This is a genomic window from Bradyrhizobium sp. A5 (genome assembly GCF_042076515.1).
Classification (GTDB): Bacteria; Pseudomonadota; Alphaproteobacteria; order Rhizobiales; family Xanthobacteraceae; genus Bradyrhizobium; species Bradyrhizobium cosmicum.
In genome coordinates, this window is record NZ_CP148990.1 from 4,118,653 (window position 1) to 4,135,455 (window position 16,803).

Genomic DNA, 16,803 nt, shown 5'->3' on the forward strand with positions numbered 1-16,803 from the left:
TCAGAATGCGCGCCAACTAAGAGACTTCCATGACCACTCCCCTCGCCGCCAAGATCGCCCGCGAATACGGCACGCCCTGCGCCGTCATCGACATGGACAAGGTCGAGCGCAACATCGCTCGGATCCAGAAGGCCTGCGACGATGCTGGCATCGCCAACCGGCCGCACATCAAGACGCACAAGAACCCGACGATCGCGAAGATGCAGATTGCGGCCGGCGCCAAGGGCATCACCTGCCAGAAGCTCGGCGAGGCCGAGATCATGGCCAATGCCGGCATCGACGACATCCTGATCAGCTACAATCTGCTCGGCGAAGAGAAGATGGCGCGGCTCGGTGCGCTGCAGGCGAAGGCGAACATGACGGTCGCCGCCGACAATGCGACCGTCGTCGCGGGCCTGCCGAAGGCCGCCGCGGCGTCAGGCCGACCGCTCTCGGTCGTGGTCGAATGCGATACGGGGCGCAAGCGCGCCGGCGTCGAGACACCGGCGGAAGCGATCGCGCTGGCGCGCGAGATTGCCGCGTCCAAGGGACTGCACTTCGCCGGCTTCATGCTGTATCCGACCGAGACCGGCTGGGCCGACGCGCAGAAATTCTACGACGAGGCGCTGGCCGGCGTCCGCGCGCACGGGCTGGAGGCGACGATCGTCTCGACCGGCGGCACGCCGAACCTGAAGAACATCGGCAAGCTCAAGGGCGGCACCGAGCATCGCTTCGGCACCTATATCTACAACGACCGCATGCAGGTCGCCGCCGGCTCTGCGACCTGGGATGACTGCGCATTGCACATCTATTCCACGGTGGTGAGCCGCGCCGCGCCCGAGCGCGGCATTCTCGACGCCGGCTCCAAGACGCTGACCACGGACACCGGCGGGCTCGACGGCCACGGCCTGATCCTCGAACACCCCGAAGCCAAGATCGCGCGCTTTGCCGAGGAGCACGGCTTTCTCGACCTCTCCCGCAGCAATACGCGTCCGAACGTCGGCGATGTCGTCCGCGTCGTGCCGAACCATGTCTGCGTCGTCGTCAACATGATGGACGAGGTGGTGATGGTGCGCGGCGAGGAGATCATCGGCACGCTGCCGGTGTCGGCACGGGGGAAGCTGAGGTAGACGCAGGAGGGCCCGCGCATCCTTCGAGGCTCGGCTTCCGGCGCTTTCGCACCGGAAACCTCGCACCTCAGGATGACGCTCTCATTAGTCTGTCGCTGCAATACCGCTCCCTCGTAGCCGTCACCCTGAGGTGCCGGAGCGAAGCGGAGGCCTCGAAGGGCGGCGGCGTTCTATGACCGCTTCGACCACGCCAGCACGCCCCTGCCCGCCGCAGCCCCCGTCGCGAACGACGCCTGCAACAGATAGCCGCCGGTCGGTGCCTCCCAGTCCAGCATCTCGCCGGCGGCGAACACGCCGGGCAGCTTGCGCAGCATGAAGCGGTCGTCGAGCGCGTCGAAGCTGATCCCTCCCGCGGTCGAGATCGCACGATCGATCGGAGCGACGCCGGTGAGCTGAACCGGGATCGCGTTGATCAGGTGCGCCAGATCGGCCGGCGAGAACGATGCCAGTGGACGTCCAGATGCGATGGCGGCTTCCTGCATGAGGCCGATGCCGACCGGCGACAGCTGCGCCGCCTTGCGCAGGAAGTTGGCGAGCGACTGCTTGCCGCGCGTCCCCGATAGCCGCGTGGTCAGGGCAGTCGTGTCGAGATCGGGCCGCAAGGCGATCATCAGCGTCGCGTGCCCCAGACCCAGCACCGCCTCGCGCAGCTCCGCCGACAGCGCATAGATCGCGCCGCCTTCGAGGCCGCTGCGCGTGATCATCGCCTCTCCGCGCACCTTGTGTGATCCGATCGTGAGCGCCACGCCCTTGAGCGGCTGGCCTTCAAAACGCTCCCGGAAGACGTCGGACCACGCGACCGTGAAGCCGGAATTGGCCGGCCTTAGCTTCGAGATGGCAATGCCCTTTGCCGCGAGGAGTTCGACCCAGCCACCATCCGACCCAAGCCGCGGCCAGCTCGCGCCGCCGAGCGCGAGCACGGTTGCCTTGGCGTCGATCGCAAGCCTGCCGTCGGGTGTTTGGAATGTAAGCCGCCCCTGCGCGTCCCATCCGGTCCAGCGATGCCGAAACGCGAATTGCACGCCTGCCGCATCGAGCCGCCGCAGCCAGGCGCGCAACAATGGCGAGGACTTGAACGTTTTTGGAAACACACGTCCGCTGCTGCCGACGAAGGTCACCTGTCCAAGTGCGGCGCTCCAGTCGCGTAGCGCATCGGGCGGAAACGCCTCGATGACGGCGCGCAGATGCGGCATCGCTTCCCGGTAGCGGGCAAGGAAATCCGCGAGTGGCTCGCTGTGGGTGAGGTTGAGCCCGCCGCGGCCGGCCATCAGAAATTTGCGGCCGGCCGACGGCATCGCGTCGTAGACGATGACGCGAGCGCCGCCCTGCGCCAGCATCTCCGCCGCCATCAGGCCGGCGGGACCTGCACCGATGACGGCGACGTGGGTTTCAGGTGGAGTCATGGCGGGAGTTTAGGCCAGATTCTCTCGCCTAGCTCGTCATTCCGGGGGCGCGCCACTTGGCGCGAGCCCGGAATCCAATAGGCGGCCGTTTCTGTAGCGCAATGGATTCCGGGTTCGCGCTACGCGCGCCCCGGAATGACAGTGGAGCTACAGCTTGATGCCCGCCCGTGCCGCCGCCTGGGCCACGTATTTCTGTGTCTGCTCGAACGCGCCCTGCAGCGCCCTCGCCTTGGACATGTCGCTGATCTCGGCAAAATGCGCGGCGACCGCGTCCGGCGTCCAATCTGACTCCGGCAGGTTGATACCCTCGCTCTCCAGGATCTTGATCACCGCGAAGGAGCCGGCGCCAGCGCCCATGATGGTGCGGGTCGGCGCGTCCTCGCTCAGCATGTACTCGACCGCGGGCGTGATCGCGTTCGGCTTCATCAATTGCAGCGCCTGCGGCGGCAGCAGCTCTTCGGTCATGCGGGTCGCCGCCGTCGGCGAGATAGTGTTGACGCGGATGTTGGTCTTGCGGCCTTCCTCGGCCAGCACGTTCATCAGGCCGACCATGCCTGATTTCGCCGCGCCGTAATTGGCCTGGCCGAAATTGCCGTAGAGGCCGGAGGACGAGGTCGTCAGCACGATGCGGCCGTAGTTGCGCTCGCGCATGCCGGCCCAGACCGCCTTGCAGCAGTAGAAGGTGCCGACGAGGTGCACGTCGAGCACCTTCTGGAAATCGGCGGCTTCCATCTTGCCGAACGACTTGTCGCGCAGGATGCCGGCATTGGCGCACATCAGGTCGACGCTGCCCCACTCCTTGGTGGCGCGGGCGACCATCGCGGTGACCTGCTCGAAATTCGAGACGTCGGCGCCGTCGGCCATCGCGGTGCCGCCCGCCTTGCGGATCTCCTCGACCACGGTTTCCGCCGGCGACAGCGAGCCGCCGCTGCCGTCGCGTGCGCCACCGAAATCGTTGACCACGACCTTTGCGCCGCGGCTCGCCAATCCCAGCGCGTGCGCGCGTCCCAGACCATTGCCCGCGCCGGTGACGATGGCGACACGTCCGTCGAACCTGATTGCCATGAGTGTGCTTCCTGGATGCTATTTCGTCATGGCCGAACTTGACCCGGCCATCCATCAATTCGACAGGCTTTTGAGCAGCGATGGGTTGCCGGGTCAAGCCCGGGAACGACGCCTCAGATCAGGCAAAATAGATCAGCCCGAGCCAGTCGGCGACCAGCGCGGGCTTGTCCTCGCCCTCGATCTCGACCGTCACGTTGGTGCGGGACTGCAATTCGTTGGGCTTACGAAGCTTCGCTTCCGCCAGCACGAAGCGGCCGCGGATGCGCTTGCCCGAGCGCACCGGCGAGATGAAACGCAGCTTGTCGAAGCCGTAATTGACGCCCATCGTCGTTCCCGCGATCGCCGGCATCACTTCGTAGGACATCACCGACATCATCGACATCGTCAGGAAGCCATGCGCAATCGTGGTGCCGAACGCGCTTTCCTTCGCCCTTTCGGGATCGACATGGATGAACTGGTGATCCTCGGTCACGTCGGCATAGGTGTCGATGCGGGGCTGGTCGATCAGGTACCACGACGAGACGCCGATCTCCTTGCCGGCCAGAGCCTGATAGGCCTCCAGCGTGATCGGCGGCTTCTTCCAGATTTCGTTCATCTAGCAACTCCAATTGCCGTCATTCCGGGGCGCGCGAAGCGCGAGCCCGGAATCCATCCGGCAGCAAACTCTGCCGCGAAATGGATTCCGGGCTCGATGCTGCGCATCGCCCCGGAATGACAAGCTACACTAAGTTTCACTTCTTGTTTTCGACAGTTCCGGAAAATCCTCCTCGCGGAATTCCCGGCCGCGCAGGGGATCCTTGCGATCGTCGTCGCGTTCCAGCCGTCGTAGCTGGACGCGGCGGATTTTGCCAGAGATCGTCTTCGGCAGCTCGGTGACGATTTCGAGACGGCGGATACGCTTGAACGGCGCAAGCCGGCTGTGCAGGTGCTGGAAGATGGAGAGCGCGGTCTCGCCCGTCCGCTCGGCGTCTGCCGTCAGCAGCACGAACGCCTTGGGGATTGCGAGCCGGATCGGATCGGGGCTCGGCACCACGGCCGCTTCCGCCACCAGCTCGTGCTCCAGCAGCACGCTTTCCAGCTCGAACGGGCTGATGCGGTAGTCCGAGGATTTGAACACGTCGTCGGAGCGGCCGACGAAGGTGAGATAGCCGTCTTCGTCCTCAAACACGACGTCGCCGCTGCGATAGAGCGCACCTTCAGCACCCGAGAGCTTGCCGTCATCGGCTTGATAACCCTGCATCAGGCCGGCGGGACGGTTCGCGCCCAGCACCAGTGTCACCTCGCCTTCCTTTGCGGGATGGCCGTCGGCGTCGCTGACCTGCACGCGGTAGCCCGGCAGCGGCCGGCCCATCGAGCCGACTTTGATCTTTTGCCCCGGCGAATTGCCCGCGAGCGCAGTCGTCTCGGTCTGGCCATAGCCGTCGCGAATGGTGAGCCCCCAGGCGGCCTTCACCTGGTCGATCACTTCGGGATTGAGCGGCTCGCCGGCGCCGCAGACCTCGCGCAAGGCCACCTTGAACGACGCCAGATTCTCCTGGATGAACAGTCGCCACACTGTCGGCGGCGCGCACAGCGTGGTGACGCCGCAGCGGCCGATGGTGGCGAGCAGCGCCTTGGCATCGAAGCGCGGCTGGTTGACTACGAACACGGTGGCGCCGGCGTTCCACGGCGCGAAGAAGCAGCTCCAGGCGTGCTTGGCCCAGCCCGGTGACGAGATGTTGAGATGGACGTCGCCGGGCTTCAATCCGATCCAGTACATGGTGGAAAGATGGCCGACGGGATAACTGCGCTGGCTGTGCAGCACGAGCTTGGGTTTTGCCGTGGTGCCCGAGGTGAAATAGAGCAGCATCGGGTCGTCGGCGTTGGTGGGGCCGTCTGGCGTGAAGCTCTCAGACGCCTTCGCCGCCTCGTCATATCCGAGCCACCCCTCGGAGCCCGCGCCCACCACGATGCGGACGACGTTCTCGGCACCAAGGCTTGCGAACTTCGCGACCTGGTCCTGCGCAGCGACCACTGCCTTCGCCTTGCCGCGATCGAGCCGGTCGCGCAGCTCGTCGGCGGTGAGCAACGTGGTGGCGGGAATGACGACGACACCGAGCTTCATCGCAGCCAGCATCGTCTCCCACAGCGGAACCACATTACCGAGCAGCAGCAGAAGATGATCACCGCGCCTCAAGCCCTGCGCGCGGAGGAAATTGGCGACCTGGTTGGAGCGCCTGGAAAGCGCCGCGAAGGACAGCTTCGTCTGCTTGTCCTGCGCGGCATCGACGATCCAGAGTGCGGGCCGATCCTTGCTCTCCCCATTCGCCGCCAGCTCGGCGTCGAACCAGTCGAGCGCCCAGTTGAAGGGAACCGGATCGGGCCAGCGGAAATCCTTGACCGCTGTCTCGTAGTCCGTCCGATGTTGCAGAAGAAACGCGCGCGCGTCCTGAAATGTCGTCATTAGGCTTTCCCGGCCAGCCCCCTAACGTGCTTGATAATTCCGGAAAAATCCACCCCGCCCTGCCCGTCCCTGTCGAAGGCCTGGTAGATTTCCTGCGCATGCTGGCCGAGCGGCGTCGCGGCGCCCGCAGCCTTCGCGGCGTCCTGTGCCAAGGTCAGATCTTTCACCATCAGCGCCGAGGCGAAGCCCGGCTTGTAGTCGTTGTTGGCGGGCGAGGTCGGCACCGGACCCGGCACCGGACAATAGGTCGTCAGCGACCAGCACTGGCCCGACGAGGTCGAGGCGACGTCGAACAGCGCCTGATGCGAGAGCCCGAGCTTTTCGCCCAGCGCAAAGGCTTCACTCACCGCGATCATGGAAATGCCGAGGATCATGTTGTTGCAGATCTTGGCCGCCTGGCCTGCGCCGGCGCCGCCGCAATGCACGATCTTCTTGCCCATCTTCTCCAGCACGGGCCTGGCCGCAGCAAATGCGCCCTCCTCGCCGCCGCACATGAAGGTGAGCGTAGCGCCCTTGGCGCCGCCGGTCCCGCCGGATACCGGCGCGTCGACCGAGAGCACGCCGTTCTTGGCGGCAAGCGCGTGCGCCTGACGCGCGCTCTCGACGTCGATGGTCGAAGAGTCGATGATCAACGCGCCCTTGGTCATGACAGGGACGACCTCGTTCCAGACACCGAGCACGTGCTTGCCCGCCGGCAGCATGGTGACGACGACATCGGCGCCCTTCACCGCGCCCGCTGCGCTGTCGGCGATGCCCGCGCCATCGGCCTTGGCTTGCGTGCGCGAGGCCTCGACGAGGTCGAAGGCCACCACCTTGTGGCCGGCCTTGACCAGATTGGCCGCCATCGGGCCGCCCATATTGCCGAGACCGATGAATGCGATCGTGGCCATCTCGATATCCTCCGCTGTGACGTTTCGTTGATTAGTTGAACTTCAGCTCGTCGGCGCCGATCCCGGCGAGATATGGCGCAAGCATCTCCAGTGTGACGTCCTCGATCCGCGGCGGCGACCAGGTCGGGTTGCGGTCCTTGTCGATCACGGCGGCGCGCACGCCTTCGCGGAAATCGTCGCTGCGAAAGACCTCCAGCGCGGCGCGATATTCGCGCACCAGGCACTCTTCGAGGCTCGACGCCGTGCGCGCCAGCCGCAGCAGCTTCAGCGTCACCACCATACCGCGCGGTGACTTCTCATTGAGCGTCTTCAGCGCGGCCAATGCAAACTCGGAGCCGTCGCGCTTCAGCGCAGCGACAATGTCCTCCATGCGGTCGAAGCCGAACAACGCATCGATCATCGCCTGTTTTGCCGCGACCGGACCGGCCGCATCGCCGGTCGCGAAGCTGTTGATGAGCCTGCTGACTTCGGCCGGGCTCGCTGCTGGACCAACCCGCGTCAGTGCTCCGCGCAGCTCCGGCCATTTGGCCGCGGGCACCACGGCATCGGCGAACTTCGCGTGGATCGCGTCGGGGCCGTTCATGGTCTGGCCGGTGAGGCCGAAATAGGTGCCGATCTCGCCGGGCGAGCGCGACAGCAGCCAGGTGCCGCCAACGTCCGGGAAAAAGCCGAGGCCGACTTCGGGCATCGCAAGTTTCGTCCGATCGGTGACGATTCGATGGCTGGCATGGCCTGACAGCCCGACGCCGCCGCCCATCACGAGGCCGTCCATGAACGCGACATACGGCTTCGGATACCTCGCGATCCGCGCATTCATGATGTATTCCTGGCGCCAGAACCGCGCGCCGAGGTCGCCGCCCTCGCGCGAGCTCTCCCAGAGCCCGCGGATGTCGCCGCCAGCGCAGAGCCCGCGATCGCCCGCGCCTTCCAGGATGATCACAGCCACCTCAGGATCGGCCTCGAAGCGATCGAGCGCGGCGTCGATGCCTTCAGACATTTCCAGCGTCATGGCGTTGATCGCCTTGGGCCGGTTGAGCCGGATCACGCCCGCCGCGCCCTCGCGGCGAACGATGAGGTCGCCCTCCTCCACTGCATTCATCGCGCGCCCTCGATCAGTTTGCGCGCCACGATGAGCCGCATGATTTCATTGGTGCCCTCGAGGATCTGGTGCACGCGCAGATCGCGCACGATCTTCTCGATGCCGTATTCGCTGAGGTAGCCGTAACCCCCATGAAGCTGCAGCGCCTGGTTGGCGACCTCGAATCCGGCATCGGTGCCGAACCGCTTGGCCATCGCGCACAGCATGGTCGCATCGGGGTCCTTGCGGTCGAGCGCAGCGGCGGCGCGCCACAGGAAAGTGCGCGCGGCCTCCAGCTCGATCGCCATGTCGGCAAGGCGGAATTGCAGCGCCTGGAATTCGTCGAGGCGTTTGCCAAACGCCTTGCGCTCCTTCATGTAGGCGCGCGCCTTGTCGAGCGCAGTTTGAGCACCACCAAGAGAACACGCAGTGATGTTGAGACGGCCGCCGTCGAGGCCGGCCATCGCGATCTTGAAGCCGACGCCTTCCTCGCTCAGCCGGTTGGCGACCGGCACGCGCGCGTTCTCGAACATCACCGCGCGGGTCGGCTGCGCGTTCCAGCCCATCTTGCGCTCGTTGGCGCCGAACGACACGCCCGGCGTCTTGCCGTCGATGACGAGGGTCGAGATGCCGCCGGGGCCGTCGCCGCCGGTCCGACCATCGTAACCAGCAGATCAGTGCCGCCGGCGCCGGAGATGAACTGCTTCAGGCCGTTGAGGACATAGTGGTCCCCGTCGCGCACCGCGCGGGTGCGCAGGGCCGCCGCGTCCGAGCCGGCGCCCGGCTCGGTCAGGCAGTAGCTCGCAATCAGCTCCATGGTGCAGAGCTTCGGCAGCCATGTATGGCGCTGGGTGTCGCTGCCATAGGCATCGATCATCCAGGACGCCATGTTGTGGATGGAGATGAAGGCCGACGTGGTCGGACAGCCCGTCGCCAGCGCCTCGAAGATCAGCGCCGCGTCGAACCGCGTCATGGCGGAGCCACCGACATCCTCGCGGATGTAGATGCCGCCCATGCCGAGCGTCGCCGCCTCGCGCATCACGTCGACGGGGAAATGCTTCTCCTCGTCCCAGCGCAGCGCGTGCGGCGCGATTTTTTCCGCCGCAAACGCCAACGCCATGTCGCGAACCGCGACCTGATCCTCGTTCAGAGCGAACTGCATCCCGGCCTCGCTCCTGAGAGGATCACTTCATCAGCGGGATCGAGAACTCCGCACCTTCCTTGACGCCGGACGGCCAGCGCGAGGTCACTGTCTTGGTCTTGGTGTAGAAGCGGACCGAGTCCGGGCCGTGCTGGTTGAGATCGCCGAAGCCGGACTTCTTCCAGCCGCCGAAAGTGTAATAGGCGATCGGCACCGGGATCGGCACGTTGATGCCGACCATGCCGACATCGACCTTGGCCGCGAAGTCGCGCGCGGCGTCGCCGTCGCGGGTGAAGATGGCAACGCCGTTGCCGTAATCATGCTCGGACGGCAGCGCCAGGGCTTCCTTGTAGTCGTGCGCGCGCACGACCGAGAGCACGGGGCCAAAGATCTCCTCCTTGTAGATCCGCATGTCCTTGGTGACGTTGTCGAACAGCGAACCGCCAAGATAGAAGCCGTTCTCGTAGCCCTGCATCTTGAAGCCGCGGCCATCGACGGCCAGCGTCGCGCCTTCCTTGATGCCGATGTCGATATAGCCCTTGACCTTCTCGACCGCCTCGCGCGTCACCAGCGGACCGTAATCGGCCGACGGATCGATCGAGGTGCCGATCTTGAGCGACTCGACGCGCGGGATCAGCTTTTCCATCAGGCGGTCGGCGGTGGACTTGCCGACGGGCACGGCAACGGAAACGGCCATGCAACGCTCGCCGGCCGAGCCGTAGCCCGCGCCGATCAGCGCGTCGACCGCCTGGTCCATGTCGGCATCCGGCATGATGATGGCGTGGTTCTTGGCGCCGCCAAAGCACTGGCAGCGCTTGCCGGTCTGGGCCGCACGCTCATAGATGTACTGCGCGATCGGCGTCGAGCCGACGAAGCCGACAGCCTTGATATCGGGATCGTCGAGGATGGCGTCGACCGCTTCCTTGTCGCCGTTGACGACGTTGAGGATGCCGGCCGGCAGGCCCGCTTCAATCATCAATTCGGCCAGCAGCATCGGCACGCCGGGATCGCGCTCCGACGGCTTGAGGATGAAGGCGTTGCCGCAGGCGATCGCGGGAGCGAACTTCCACATCGGGATCATCGCCGGGAAATTGAACGGCGTGATGCCCGCGACGACCCCGAGCGCCTGGCGCATGGAGTAGATGTCGATGCCGGGGCCGGCGCCTTCGGTGTACTCGCCCTTCATCAGATGCGGGATGCCGCAGGCGAATTCCGCGACCTCGAGGCCGCGCTGGATGTCGCCCTTGGCGTCCGGCACGGTCTTGCCGTGCTCGCGGGCCAGCAGCTCGGCGAGCTTGTCGTAGTCGCGCTGCACCAGCTCGACGAATTTCATCATCACGCGGGCGCGGCGCTGCGGATTGGTCGCGGCCCACGCGGGCTGTGCTGCGCGCGCGTTCCCGACGGCGGCGCGGACTTCGGCCTTGGACGCCAGCGCCACCTTGGCCTGGACGTCACCGGTCATCGGCTCGAAAACGTCGGCAGTGCGGCCCGAGGTGCCCTTGACCTCCTTGCCACCGATGAAATGTCCGACTGCGCGCATGGAATGAACTCCTTAGATCCCGGTCTGATCGCTTTGACAAATCCTATCGACCTGCATTTTATAGGATTCAAGTCTGAGATAATGCACCATAGATGTGCGGAAATGCTGGATCAAGGTCACATCGACTGGGACGACTTCCGCTTCGTGCTGGCCATCGTGCGGGGCGGGTCGGTGTCGGCTGCAGCCAAACAGCTCGGCGTCGACCATGCCACGGTGATCCGCCGTGTCGACCGGCTGGAAAAGCACCTCTCGGCCAAGCTGTTTGACCGGCGCAAGACCGGCTATCTCCTCACCGAGGCCGGCCAGCGCGTCGCCGACAGCGCGGAGGCCATGGAATCGACCATCGTCGCCAACCAGGAGCAGGTCGGCGGCTCGGTGGCCCGGCTGACCGGGACAGTGCGGATCGGCGCGCCTGATGGCTTCGGCACGGCCTTCCTCGCGCCGCGGCTGGCGCCTTTCGCGGACCGCTATCCGGACCTCGATTTGCAACTTGTAGCCACCGCCCGCCTGTTCAGCCTCTCCAAGCGCGAGGCCGATATCGCCATCAGCCTCACCATGCCGAAGGAAGGCCGCATCGTCGGCCGCAAGCTGCTCGACTACCGCCTCGGGCTTTACGCGGCGCCCGCCTATCTCGACCGCTTCCCGAACATCACCTCGCGCGACGTGCTGCCGCAGCACCGCTTCGTCGGCTACATCGAGGAGCTGCTGTTCACGCCGGAACTCGACTATCTGCCGCAGGTCTCGCCGCGGATTTCCGCGCGTTTCCGCAGCGCCAATCTGATCGCGCAGCTCAATGCCACGCTCTCGGGCTTCGGCATCGCCGTGCTGCCGCACTTCATGGCGAGTGATTATCCGCAGCTTGTGGCGGTGCTGCCCGAGGAGATCTCGATCACCCGGACGTTCTGGATGCTGATGCACGCCGACAGCAAGGATCTGGCGCGTATCCGGGCGGTGGCGGATTACATCGGTGAAATCGTGGAGCGCAATCGGGCGCTGTTTGCGGGGCGGATGTCGTAGGTTGGGCAAAGCGAAGCGTGCCCACCATGTCTGCCGCGATCGACGAGAGATGGTGGGCACGGCGCTGAAGCGCCTTTGCCCACCATACGACATCGCTAACTCTGCTTCGCCTTCTTAACCGCCGCGACCTTCGGCTCGCGCTTCGCACCCTCGAGCGCGCTGTCCTTGCCCGCCTTGAGCACCTCGTCCGACAGCTCGCTCGAGCCGGCAATCCGCGCCAGCAGCATGGTGCCGGCCATGGTCGCCAGCGTCGCGATCGCCTGCTTGCGCGCGGCCTTGCGCGGCAGGTTCGGGATGAAGTCGGTCATCATCTCGACCATCTCGTCGAGCTTGCCGGCAAAGGCCTTGCGCGTCTTCGGGCTCTCGCGGGCGATCTCAGCGCCCAGCGCAGGAATCGAGCAACCATGGCCGGGATTGTCGCGGTGGAGCGTCGACAGATAGGTCTCGACGATCTGGGTGAGCTGCTTCTCGGGCACGACCTGATCCGACTGCTTGCGCCAGTGCTCCATCGAGCGGTCCATGGCGTAGCCAAAGGCCTCGATCACCAGCGCCTCGCGCGAGTCGAAATGCGCGTAGAAGCCGCCATGGGTCAGGCCCGCCTCCTTCATGAGGTCGGCGACGCCGATGCCGTGGGCGCCCTTCTCCCGCAGACGCACCGAGGCCTTCTTCACGATCCGGTCGTGGGTTTCCTGCTTGTGTTCCCGGGAATAGCGCATGCACGTCTCATTAAATGTCGAAGATCATCTCATAACACAGGAACGGCCCGGCGTGTGCATTAATTCATGTCAAGTTGTGACGCCGATCATCGAAAAGGTTGCAGTTGCATGGACTGCGAGTGCGCCCTTGCCGTCGCGCACGAAGCCCTCGGTATAGCTGGTCTGGCGGCCCAGCTTCATCACTTTACCTTCGGCGGAGATCAAGCCCGACCGGACCGACAGCGGCCGCAGGAAGGTCATTTTCAGGTCGAGCGTCACGCACGACTGCCCGGCCTCCAGCCGCGTCGAAATCGCGCAGCCCATCGCGGTATCGATCAGCGCCGCCGCGGTCGCGCCGTGCAAAAGGCCGATGGTATTTTCGAGGTCTTCGCGCGGCTGCAGCTCCATCACGATCCGGCCCGGCTCGACCACGGCCATCGTGAAGCCGATCAGCCTGGCGAAGGGCGGCGGCGGCAAACGGCCATCGCGAATGCCCAGCATCGCGTCCATGCCTGATAACCCCATGGCCACTCTGGCGACCGGCGCGGGAACCTGCCAGTCCACGATGCGCTCGCGCCGCTGCGCCGGCGAAAACAGGTCGAGTTGATCGTCACTGGTCATGGCAGGCCCTATGTATGATACATGTCATACTATGCCGCGGATTTCGCACTGGCAACTCCGTCCCCCTGTCCGCTTGACAAGACCGGCGTTTCGGCCCGGAAGTGATCCGGACCGGTGCGCCTTGCGCCTGTCCACGAGACTTTCGAGATGCCACGATGGAAATGCTCAATCAGCACTGCGGCGTGACGCGCGATGCGCGCGGCGTCGTTCATGTCGCGATCTGCAACGCCGGCTCGCTCAACATCCTCGGCTCACCCGTGACCGACGCAGTCCGCGAGGGCCTGCAGCAGCTCGGCTCAGACCGCAGCATTCGCGTCGTGGTGCTGCGCGGCCAGAGCGAGAAGAGCATGATCGGCGGCGCCGACATCAAGGAGATGGCGAAGCTCGACCAGACATCCGCCGAAGCCTTCATCAGCCGCCTGCGCGATCTCTGCGAAGCCGTGCGCCAATTCCCCGCCCCCGTGATCGCGCGCATGCCCGGCTGGTGCCTCGGCGGCGGGCTAGAGGTCGCGGCGGCCTGCGATTTCCGGATTGCGGCGCACGATGCGCATTTCGGCATGCCGGAGGTGCGCGTCGGCATTCCCTCGGTGATCCACGCCGCGCTGCTGCCGCGCCTGATCGGCTGGGCCCGCGCGCGCTGGCTGGTGATGACGGCCGAGAATATCGACGCGCCGACTGCGCTGGCCTGGGGTCTGGTCGACAAGGTCGCGCCGGAGGGCGGACTGGATGCTGAGATCGAGCATCTCGTGAAGGCACTGCTCGAATGCGGCCCCGAAGCACTGCGCTCGCAGAAGGCGCTGCTGCGGCAGTGGGAGGAACTGCCGCTGACGGAGTCGGTGAACCTCAGCGTCAAGGTGTTCGGCGAATCGTTCCTGACGGACGAGCCGACGCGGCTGATGCAGGCGTTTGTGAACCGGAAGCGGTAGAGCCTCCCCTTCCCTCGGACGACCAAATCTCATCCGACCCACGACATTTTCTCATCCCTGCCGCGGTTGCATTTTTTGCGCCGCATCATATGATGACCATAATCTTACCCGTCATCGCAGGGAATTTTGTCATGGCCGAAGCCGCCGATCCCGTCGTCATCGTCTCCGCCGCCCGCACTCCGCTCGGCCGCTTCATGGGCGAATTGTCGCCATTCGCCGCGCATAAGCTCGGCTCGCATGTGATCGCCGCCGCGCTGGAGCGCGCAAAACTCGCGCCCGAGAAGGTCGACGAGGTCTTCATGGGCTGCGTCCTTCCCGCCGGCCAGGGCCAGGCACCAGCGCGGCAGGCCGCGCGGGCCGCAGGACTTCCTGATGCCACCGGCGCCACGACCGTCAACAAGGTCTGCGGCTCCGGCATGAAGGCGACCATGCTGGCGCACGACGTCATCCGCGCGGGCTCGGCCGGGATCGTCGTCTCCGGCGGCATGGAGAGCATGAGCAATGCGCCTTATCTGCTGGCGAAAGCGCGCGGCGGCTACCGCGTCGGCCACGACCGCATCATCGACCACATGATGATGGACGGCCTGGAAGACGCCTACGAGACCGGCCGCTCCATGGGCGATTTCGGCGAGGCCACCGCGGAAGCTTATCAGTTCACCCGCAAGGACCAGGACGCCTATGCGATGGAGACGCTCAGCCGGGCGCGCAAGGCGGTCGAGGGCGGTGCGTTCAAGGCCGAGATCGCGCCGATCACGCTGACGGAGAAGGCTGGTCCGCGCATCGTCGCCAATGATGAGCATCCGCTGAAGGTCGATCCCGCCAAGATTCCCGGATTGAAGCCGGCGTTCCGCGCCAATGGCACCATCACCCCGGCCGCCTCCTCCGCCAACGCCGACGGCGCCGCGGCGCTGGTGCTGACGAAACGCTCGCTCGCGGACCGCAATGGCCTGCCGGCGCTGGCCGTGATCAAGGGCCACGCTACCCACAGCCAGGAGCCGCAATGGTTCACCACCGCGCCGATCCCGGCGATCCGCAAGCTGCTCGACAAGGTCGGCTGGAGCGCTAGTGACGTCGACCTGTTCGAGATCAACGAGGCCTTCGCCGTGGTGGCGATGGCCGCGCAGCGCGATCTCGGTATTCCCCGCGACAAGCTGAACATTAACGGCGGTGCCTGCGCGCTCGGCCATCCCATCGGCGCCACCGGGGCCCGGCTGATCGTGACGCTGCTGCATGCACTCGAGGCACAGAACCTCAAGCGCGGTGTCGCGGCGCTCTGCATCGGCGGCGGCGAAGCCACGGCGATCGCAGTGGAGCGTCTCGTGCACTGACGCGCACACGTCCGAAAATGAGGGAACTCTGTCATTTCCGCCAGACACCGCCCGTGCCATTCTGCACACTCGCGCAGGTCTTTCGAAGACTGCTCATCAAACATTGAGGCCCAATGATCTCGAACTGGCTCGCGGCAGCGCTTTCCCGCCGCAACATCCATTACGGCTGGGTGATGGTCGGCGTGACCTTCCTCACCGCGCTGATCAGCGCGGGCACGGTCGGTGCGCCCGGCGTGTTCATCGTTCCCCTGCAGCAGGAGTTCGGCTGGAGCACGGCGCAGATTTCCTCTGCGCTCTCGATCCGCTTCATCCTGTTCGGGCTGATGGCGCCGTTCGCCGCAGCCCTGCTCAACCGCTACGGCCTGCGCAATGTCACCCTCACGGCTCAGCTCATCGTGGTCTCAGCGCTGGTGCTTTCGCTCGGCATGACCGAAGTCTGGCAGCTCGTCGCGCTGTGGGGCGTGGTGATCGGCATCGGCACCGGCATGACCGCGCTGGTGCTGGGCGCCACCATCGCGACGCGCTGGTTTGCGGCGCGGCGCGGCCTCGTCGTCGGCATCCTGACCGCGAGCGTCGCCACCGGCCAGCTCGTGTTCCTGCCGCTGCTCGCAAGCCTCACCGAACGTTACGGCTGGCGGCTGGCGCTCGGCTTCGTCTGCATCGCGCTCGGCGTGTCCGCGCTCGCAGTCCTGCTCGCGATGCGCGACCGACCGAGCGATGTGGGCCAGCGCCCATTCGGTGACGAGGGCACCGAGCCCCTGCCCGTGCCGCCGGTCAGCCACGGCTCGATCACGGGCGTGGCGCTCGGCACGCTGCGCGATGCCTCGAAGTCGCGCGCGTTCTGGATCCTGTTTGCGACCTTCTTCGTCTGCGGCGCCTCGACCAACGGCCTCGTGCAAGTGCACCTGATCCCGATGTGTCTCGATTTCGGCATCCCGCAGGTGCAGGCCGCGGGCCTGCTAGCCGCGATGGGCATCTTCGACTTCTTCGGCACCATCATGTCGGGCTGGCTGTCGGACCGCTACGACAATCGCTATCTGCTGTTCTGGTACTACGGCCTGCGCGGGCTCTCGCTGATCTTCCTGCCCTTCAGCGATTTCTCGTTCTACGGCCTGTCGCTCTTCGCGATGTTCTACGGGCTCGACTGGATCGCCACCGTGCCGCCGACGGTGCGCCTCACCGCGCAGAAGTTCGGACCCGAGCGCGCCAATCTGGTGTTCGGCTGGATCTTTGCCGGCCATCAGCTCGGCGCGGGCACTGCCGCTTTCGGCGCCGGTTTCTCGCGGACGGTCTATCAGAGCTATCTGCCCGCCTTCTTCATCGCCGGCGCGCTCTGCGTGTTCGCCGCGCTGATCGTGCTGGCGATCTCGCGGCAGCCGAAGCCCGAGCCGAAGCCGGCGATGGCGTAAATAGGTCTAGCATCAGATCTTGGAGGTTACGCCGAACACTGCGGCGTCACCGATTCGCGAGGTGCCGGTCGCGAGTGAAGATACGATGGCGACGAGCGAACAGCGGGCGACTCGGAGTGCGCGATTCATGTGAGTGAA

At 65.7% G+C, this 16,803-nt stretch carries 14 protein-coding genes and 1 pseudogene; 5 read left to right on the forward strand and 10 right to left on the reverse strand.

What is annotated here, in order from left to right; all coding sequences use genetic code 11:
* Positions 1-29: 29 nt before the first annotated feature.
* On the forward strand, positions 30-1,109 hold the full coding sequence (locus WHZ77_RS19910; protein ID WP_375309488.1) for an alanine racemase: 1,080 nt from the start codon (positions 30-32) through the stop codon (positions 1,107-1,109).
* Positions 1,110-1,279: 170 nt separating this feature from the next.
* Here WHZ77_RS19910 and WHZ77_RS19915 read toward each other — a convergent pair whose 3' ends face one another.
* From WHZ77_RS19915 to WHZ77_RS19950, 8 genes and pseudogenes are all read right to left on the reverse strand, one after another.
* Positions 1,280-2,512, reverse strand: coding sequence for an NAD(P)/FAD-dependent oxidoreductase (locus WHZ77_RS19915; RefSeq protein ID WP_375309489.1), 1,233 nt, complete (start codon positions 2,510-2,512; stop codon positions 1,280-1,282).
* Positions 2,513-2,659: 147 nt separating this feature from the next.
* Positions 2,660-3,577 carry an SDR family NAD(P)-dependent oxidoreductase gene (locus tag WHZ77_RS19920; RefSeq protein ID WP_375309490.1) on the reverse strand — a complete coding sequence of 306 codons (918 nt, stop codon included), beginning with the start codon at positions 3,575-3,577 and terminating at the stop codon, positions 2,660-2,662.
* Positions 3,578-3,695: 118 nt separating this feature from the next.
* Positions 3,696-4,172 carry a MaoC family dehydratase gene (locus WHZ77_RS19925; RefSeq protein ID WP_375309491.1) on the reverse strand — a complete coding sequence of 159 codons (477 nt, stop codon included), beginning with the start codon at positions 4,170-4,172 and terminating at the stop codon, positions 3,696-3,698.
* A gap of 129 nt (positions 4,173-4,301) precedes the next feature.
* Positions 4,302-6,020, reverse strand: a complete 1,719-nt coding sequence (locus WHZ77_RS19930; RefSeq protein WP_375309492.1) for an AMP-binding protein — start codon at positions 6,018-6,020, stop codon at positions 4,302-4,304.
* The gene (gene mmsB, locus WHZ77_RS19935; RefSeq protein WP_375309493.1) at positions 6,020-6,910 is read right to left on the reverse strand and encodes a 3-hydroxyisobutyrate dehydrogenase; all 891 of its coding nucleotides are present in this window, start codon (positions 6,908-6,910) and stop codon (positions 6,020-6,022) included. The genes WHZ77_RS19930 and mmsB overlap by 1 nt, the downstream gene beginning before the upstream one ends.
* A gap of 31 nt (positions 6,911-6,941) precedes the next feature.
* On the reverse strand, positions 6,942-8,009 hold the full coding sequence (locus tag WHZ77_RS19940; protein WP_375309494.1) for an enoyl-CoA hydratase/isomerase family protein: 1,068 nt from the start codon (positions 8,007-8,009) through the stop codon (positions 6,942-6,944).
* A pseudogene (locus tag WHZ77_RS19945) lies at positions 8,006-9,150 on the reverse strand (isobutyryl-CoA dehydrogenase). Before WHZ77_RS19945 ends, WHZ77_RS19940 begins: the two are co-directional and overlap by 4 nt.
* 22 nt (positions 9,151-9,172) lie before the next feature.
* Positions 9,173-10,669, reverse strand: coding sequence for a CoA-acylating methylmalonate-semialdehyde dehydrogenase (locus WHZ77_RS19950; protein ID WP_375309495.1), 1,497 nt, complete (start codon positions 10,667-10,669; stop codon positions 9,173-9,175).
* A 102-nt stretch (positions 10,670-10,771) separates the two neighbouring features.
* Here WHZ77_RS19950 and WHZ77_RS19955 point away from each other — a divergent pair, with 102 nt between their 5' ends.
* A complete protein-coding gene (locus WHZ77_RS19955) occupies positions 10,772-11,686 on the forward strand; it encodes a LysR family transcriptional regulator (protein ID WP_375309496.1) in 915 nt (304 codons plus the stop codon).
* A 95-nt stretch (positions 11,687-11,781) separates the two neighbouring features.
* Here WHZ77_RS19955 and WHZ77_RS19960 read toward each other — a convergent pair whose 3' ends face one another.
* A complete protein-coding gene (locus WHZ77_RS19960) occupies positions 11,782-12,402 on the reverse strand; it encodes a TetR/AcrR family transcriptional regulator (protein ID WP_375309497.1) in 621 nt (206 codons plus the stop codon).
* A 69-nt stretch (positions 12,403-12,471) separates the two neighbouring features.
* Positions 12,472-13,002, reverse strand: coding sequence for a PaaI family thioesterase (locus WHZ77_RS19965; RefSeq protein WP_375309498.1), 531 nt, complete (start codon positions 13,000-13,002; stop codon positions 12,472-12,474).
* A 155-nt stretch (positions 13,003-13,157) separates the two neighbouring features.
* Between WHZ77_RS19965 and WHZ77_RS19970 the strand changes: the two genes are divergently transcribed.
* From WHZ77_RS19970 to WHZ77_RS19980, 3 genes are all read left to right on the forward strand, one after another.
* Entirely contained in the window at positions 13,158-13,928 is a 771-nt protein-coding gene (locus tag WHZ77_RS19970) for an enoyl-CoA hydratase (protein ID WP_375309499.1), read from the forward strand.
* Positions 13,929-14,059: 131 nt separating this feature from the next.
* On the forward strand, positions 14,060-15,256 hold the full coding sequence (locus tag WHZ77_RS19975) for an acetyl-CoA C-acyltransferase (protein WP_375309500.1): 1,197 nt from the start codon (positions 14,060-14,062) through the stop codon (positions 15,254-15,256).
* Between the two features lie 113 nt (positions 15,257-15,369).
* Positions 15,370-16,665, forward strand: coding sequence for an MFS transporter (locus WHZ77_RS19980; RefSeq protein WP_375309501.1), 1,296 nt, complete (start codon positions 15,370-15,372; stop codon positions 16,663-16,665).
* The last annotated feature ends 138 nt before the right edge of the window (positions 16,666-16,803 follow it).

Bases quoted from the DNA above. Each gene is read 5' to 3' on its own strand.
- WHZ77_RS19950 (WP_375309495.1), bottom strand. From the start codon at position 10,669: ATGCGCGCAGTCGGACATTTCATCGGTGGCAAGGAGGTCAAGGGCACC.
- mmsB (WP_375309493.1), bottom strand. From the start codon at position 6,910: ATGGCCACGATCGCATTCATCGGTCTCGGCAATATGGGCGGCCCGATG.
- WHZ77_RS19915 (WP_375309489.1), bottom strand. From the start codon at position 2,512: ATGACTCCACCTGAAACCCACGTCGCCGTCATCGGTGCAGGTCCCGCC.
- WHZ77_RS19920 (WP_375309490.1), bottom strand. From the start codon at position 3,577: ATGGCAATCAGGTTCGACGGACGTGTCGCCATCGTCACCGGCGCGGGC.
- WHZ77_RS19955 (WP_375309496.1), top strand. From the start codon at position 10,772: ATGCTGGATCAAGGTCACATCGACTGGGACGACTTCCGCTTCGTGCTG.
- WHZ77_RS19975 (WP_375309500.1), top strand. From the start codon at position 14,060: ATGGCCGAAGCCGCCGATCCCGTCGTCATCGTCTCCGCCGCCCGCACT.
- WHZ77_RS19925 (WP_375309491.1), bottom strand. From the start codon at position 4,172: ATGAACGAAATCTGGAAGAAGCCGCCGATCACGCTGGAGGCCTATCAG.
- WHZ77_RS19910 (WP_375309488.1), top strand. From the start codon at position 30: ATGACCACTCCCCTCGCCGCCAAGATCGCCCGCGAATACGGCACGCCC.
- WHZ77_RS19930 (WP_375309492.1), bottom strand. From the start codon at position 6,020: ATGACGACATTTCAGGACGCGCGCGCGTTTCTTCTGCAACATCGGACG.
- WHZ77_RS19980 (WP_375309501.1), top strand. From the start codon at position 15,370: ATGATCTCGAACTGGCTCGCGGCAGCGCTTTCCCGCCGCAACATCCAT.
- WHZ77_RS19960 (WP_375309497.1), bottom strand. From the start codon at position 12,402: ATGCGCTATTCCCGGGAACACAAGCAGGAAACCCACGACCGGATCGTG.
- WHZ77_RS19940 (WP_375309494.1), bottom strand. From the start codon at position 8,009: ATGAATGCAGTGGAGGAGGGCGACCTCATCGTTCGCCGCGAGGGCGCG.
- WHZ77_RS19970 (WP_375309499.1), top strand. From the start codon at position 13,158: ATGGAAATGCTCAATCAGCACTGCGGCGTGACGCGCGATGCGCGCGGC.
- WHZ77_RS19965 (WP_375309498.1), bottom strand. From the start codon at position 13,002: ATGACCAGTGACGATCAACTCGACCTGTTTTCGCCGGCGCAGCGGCGC.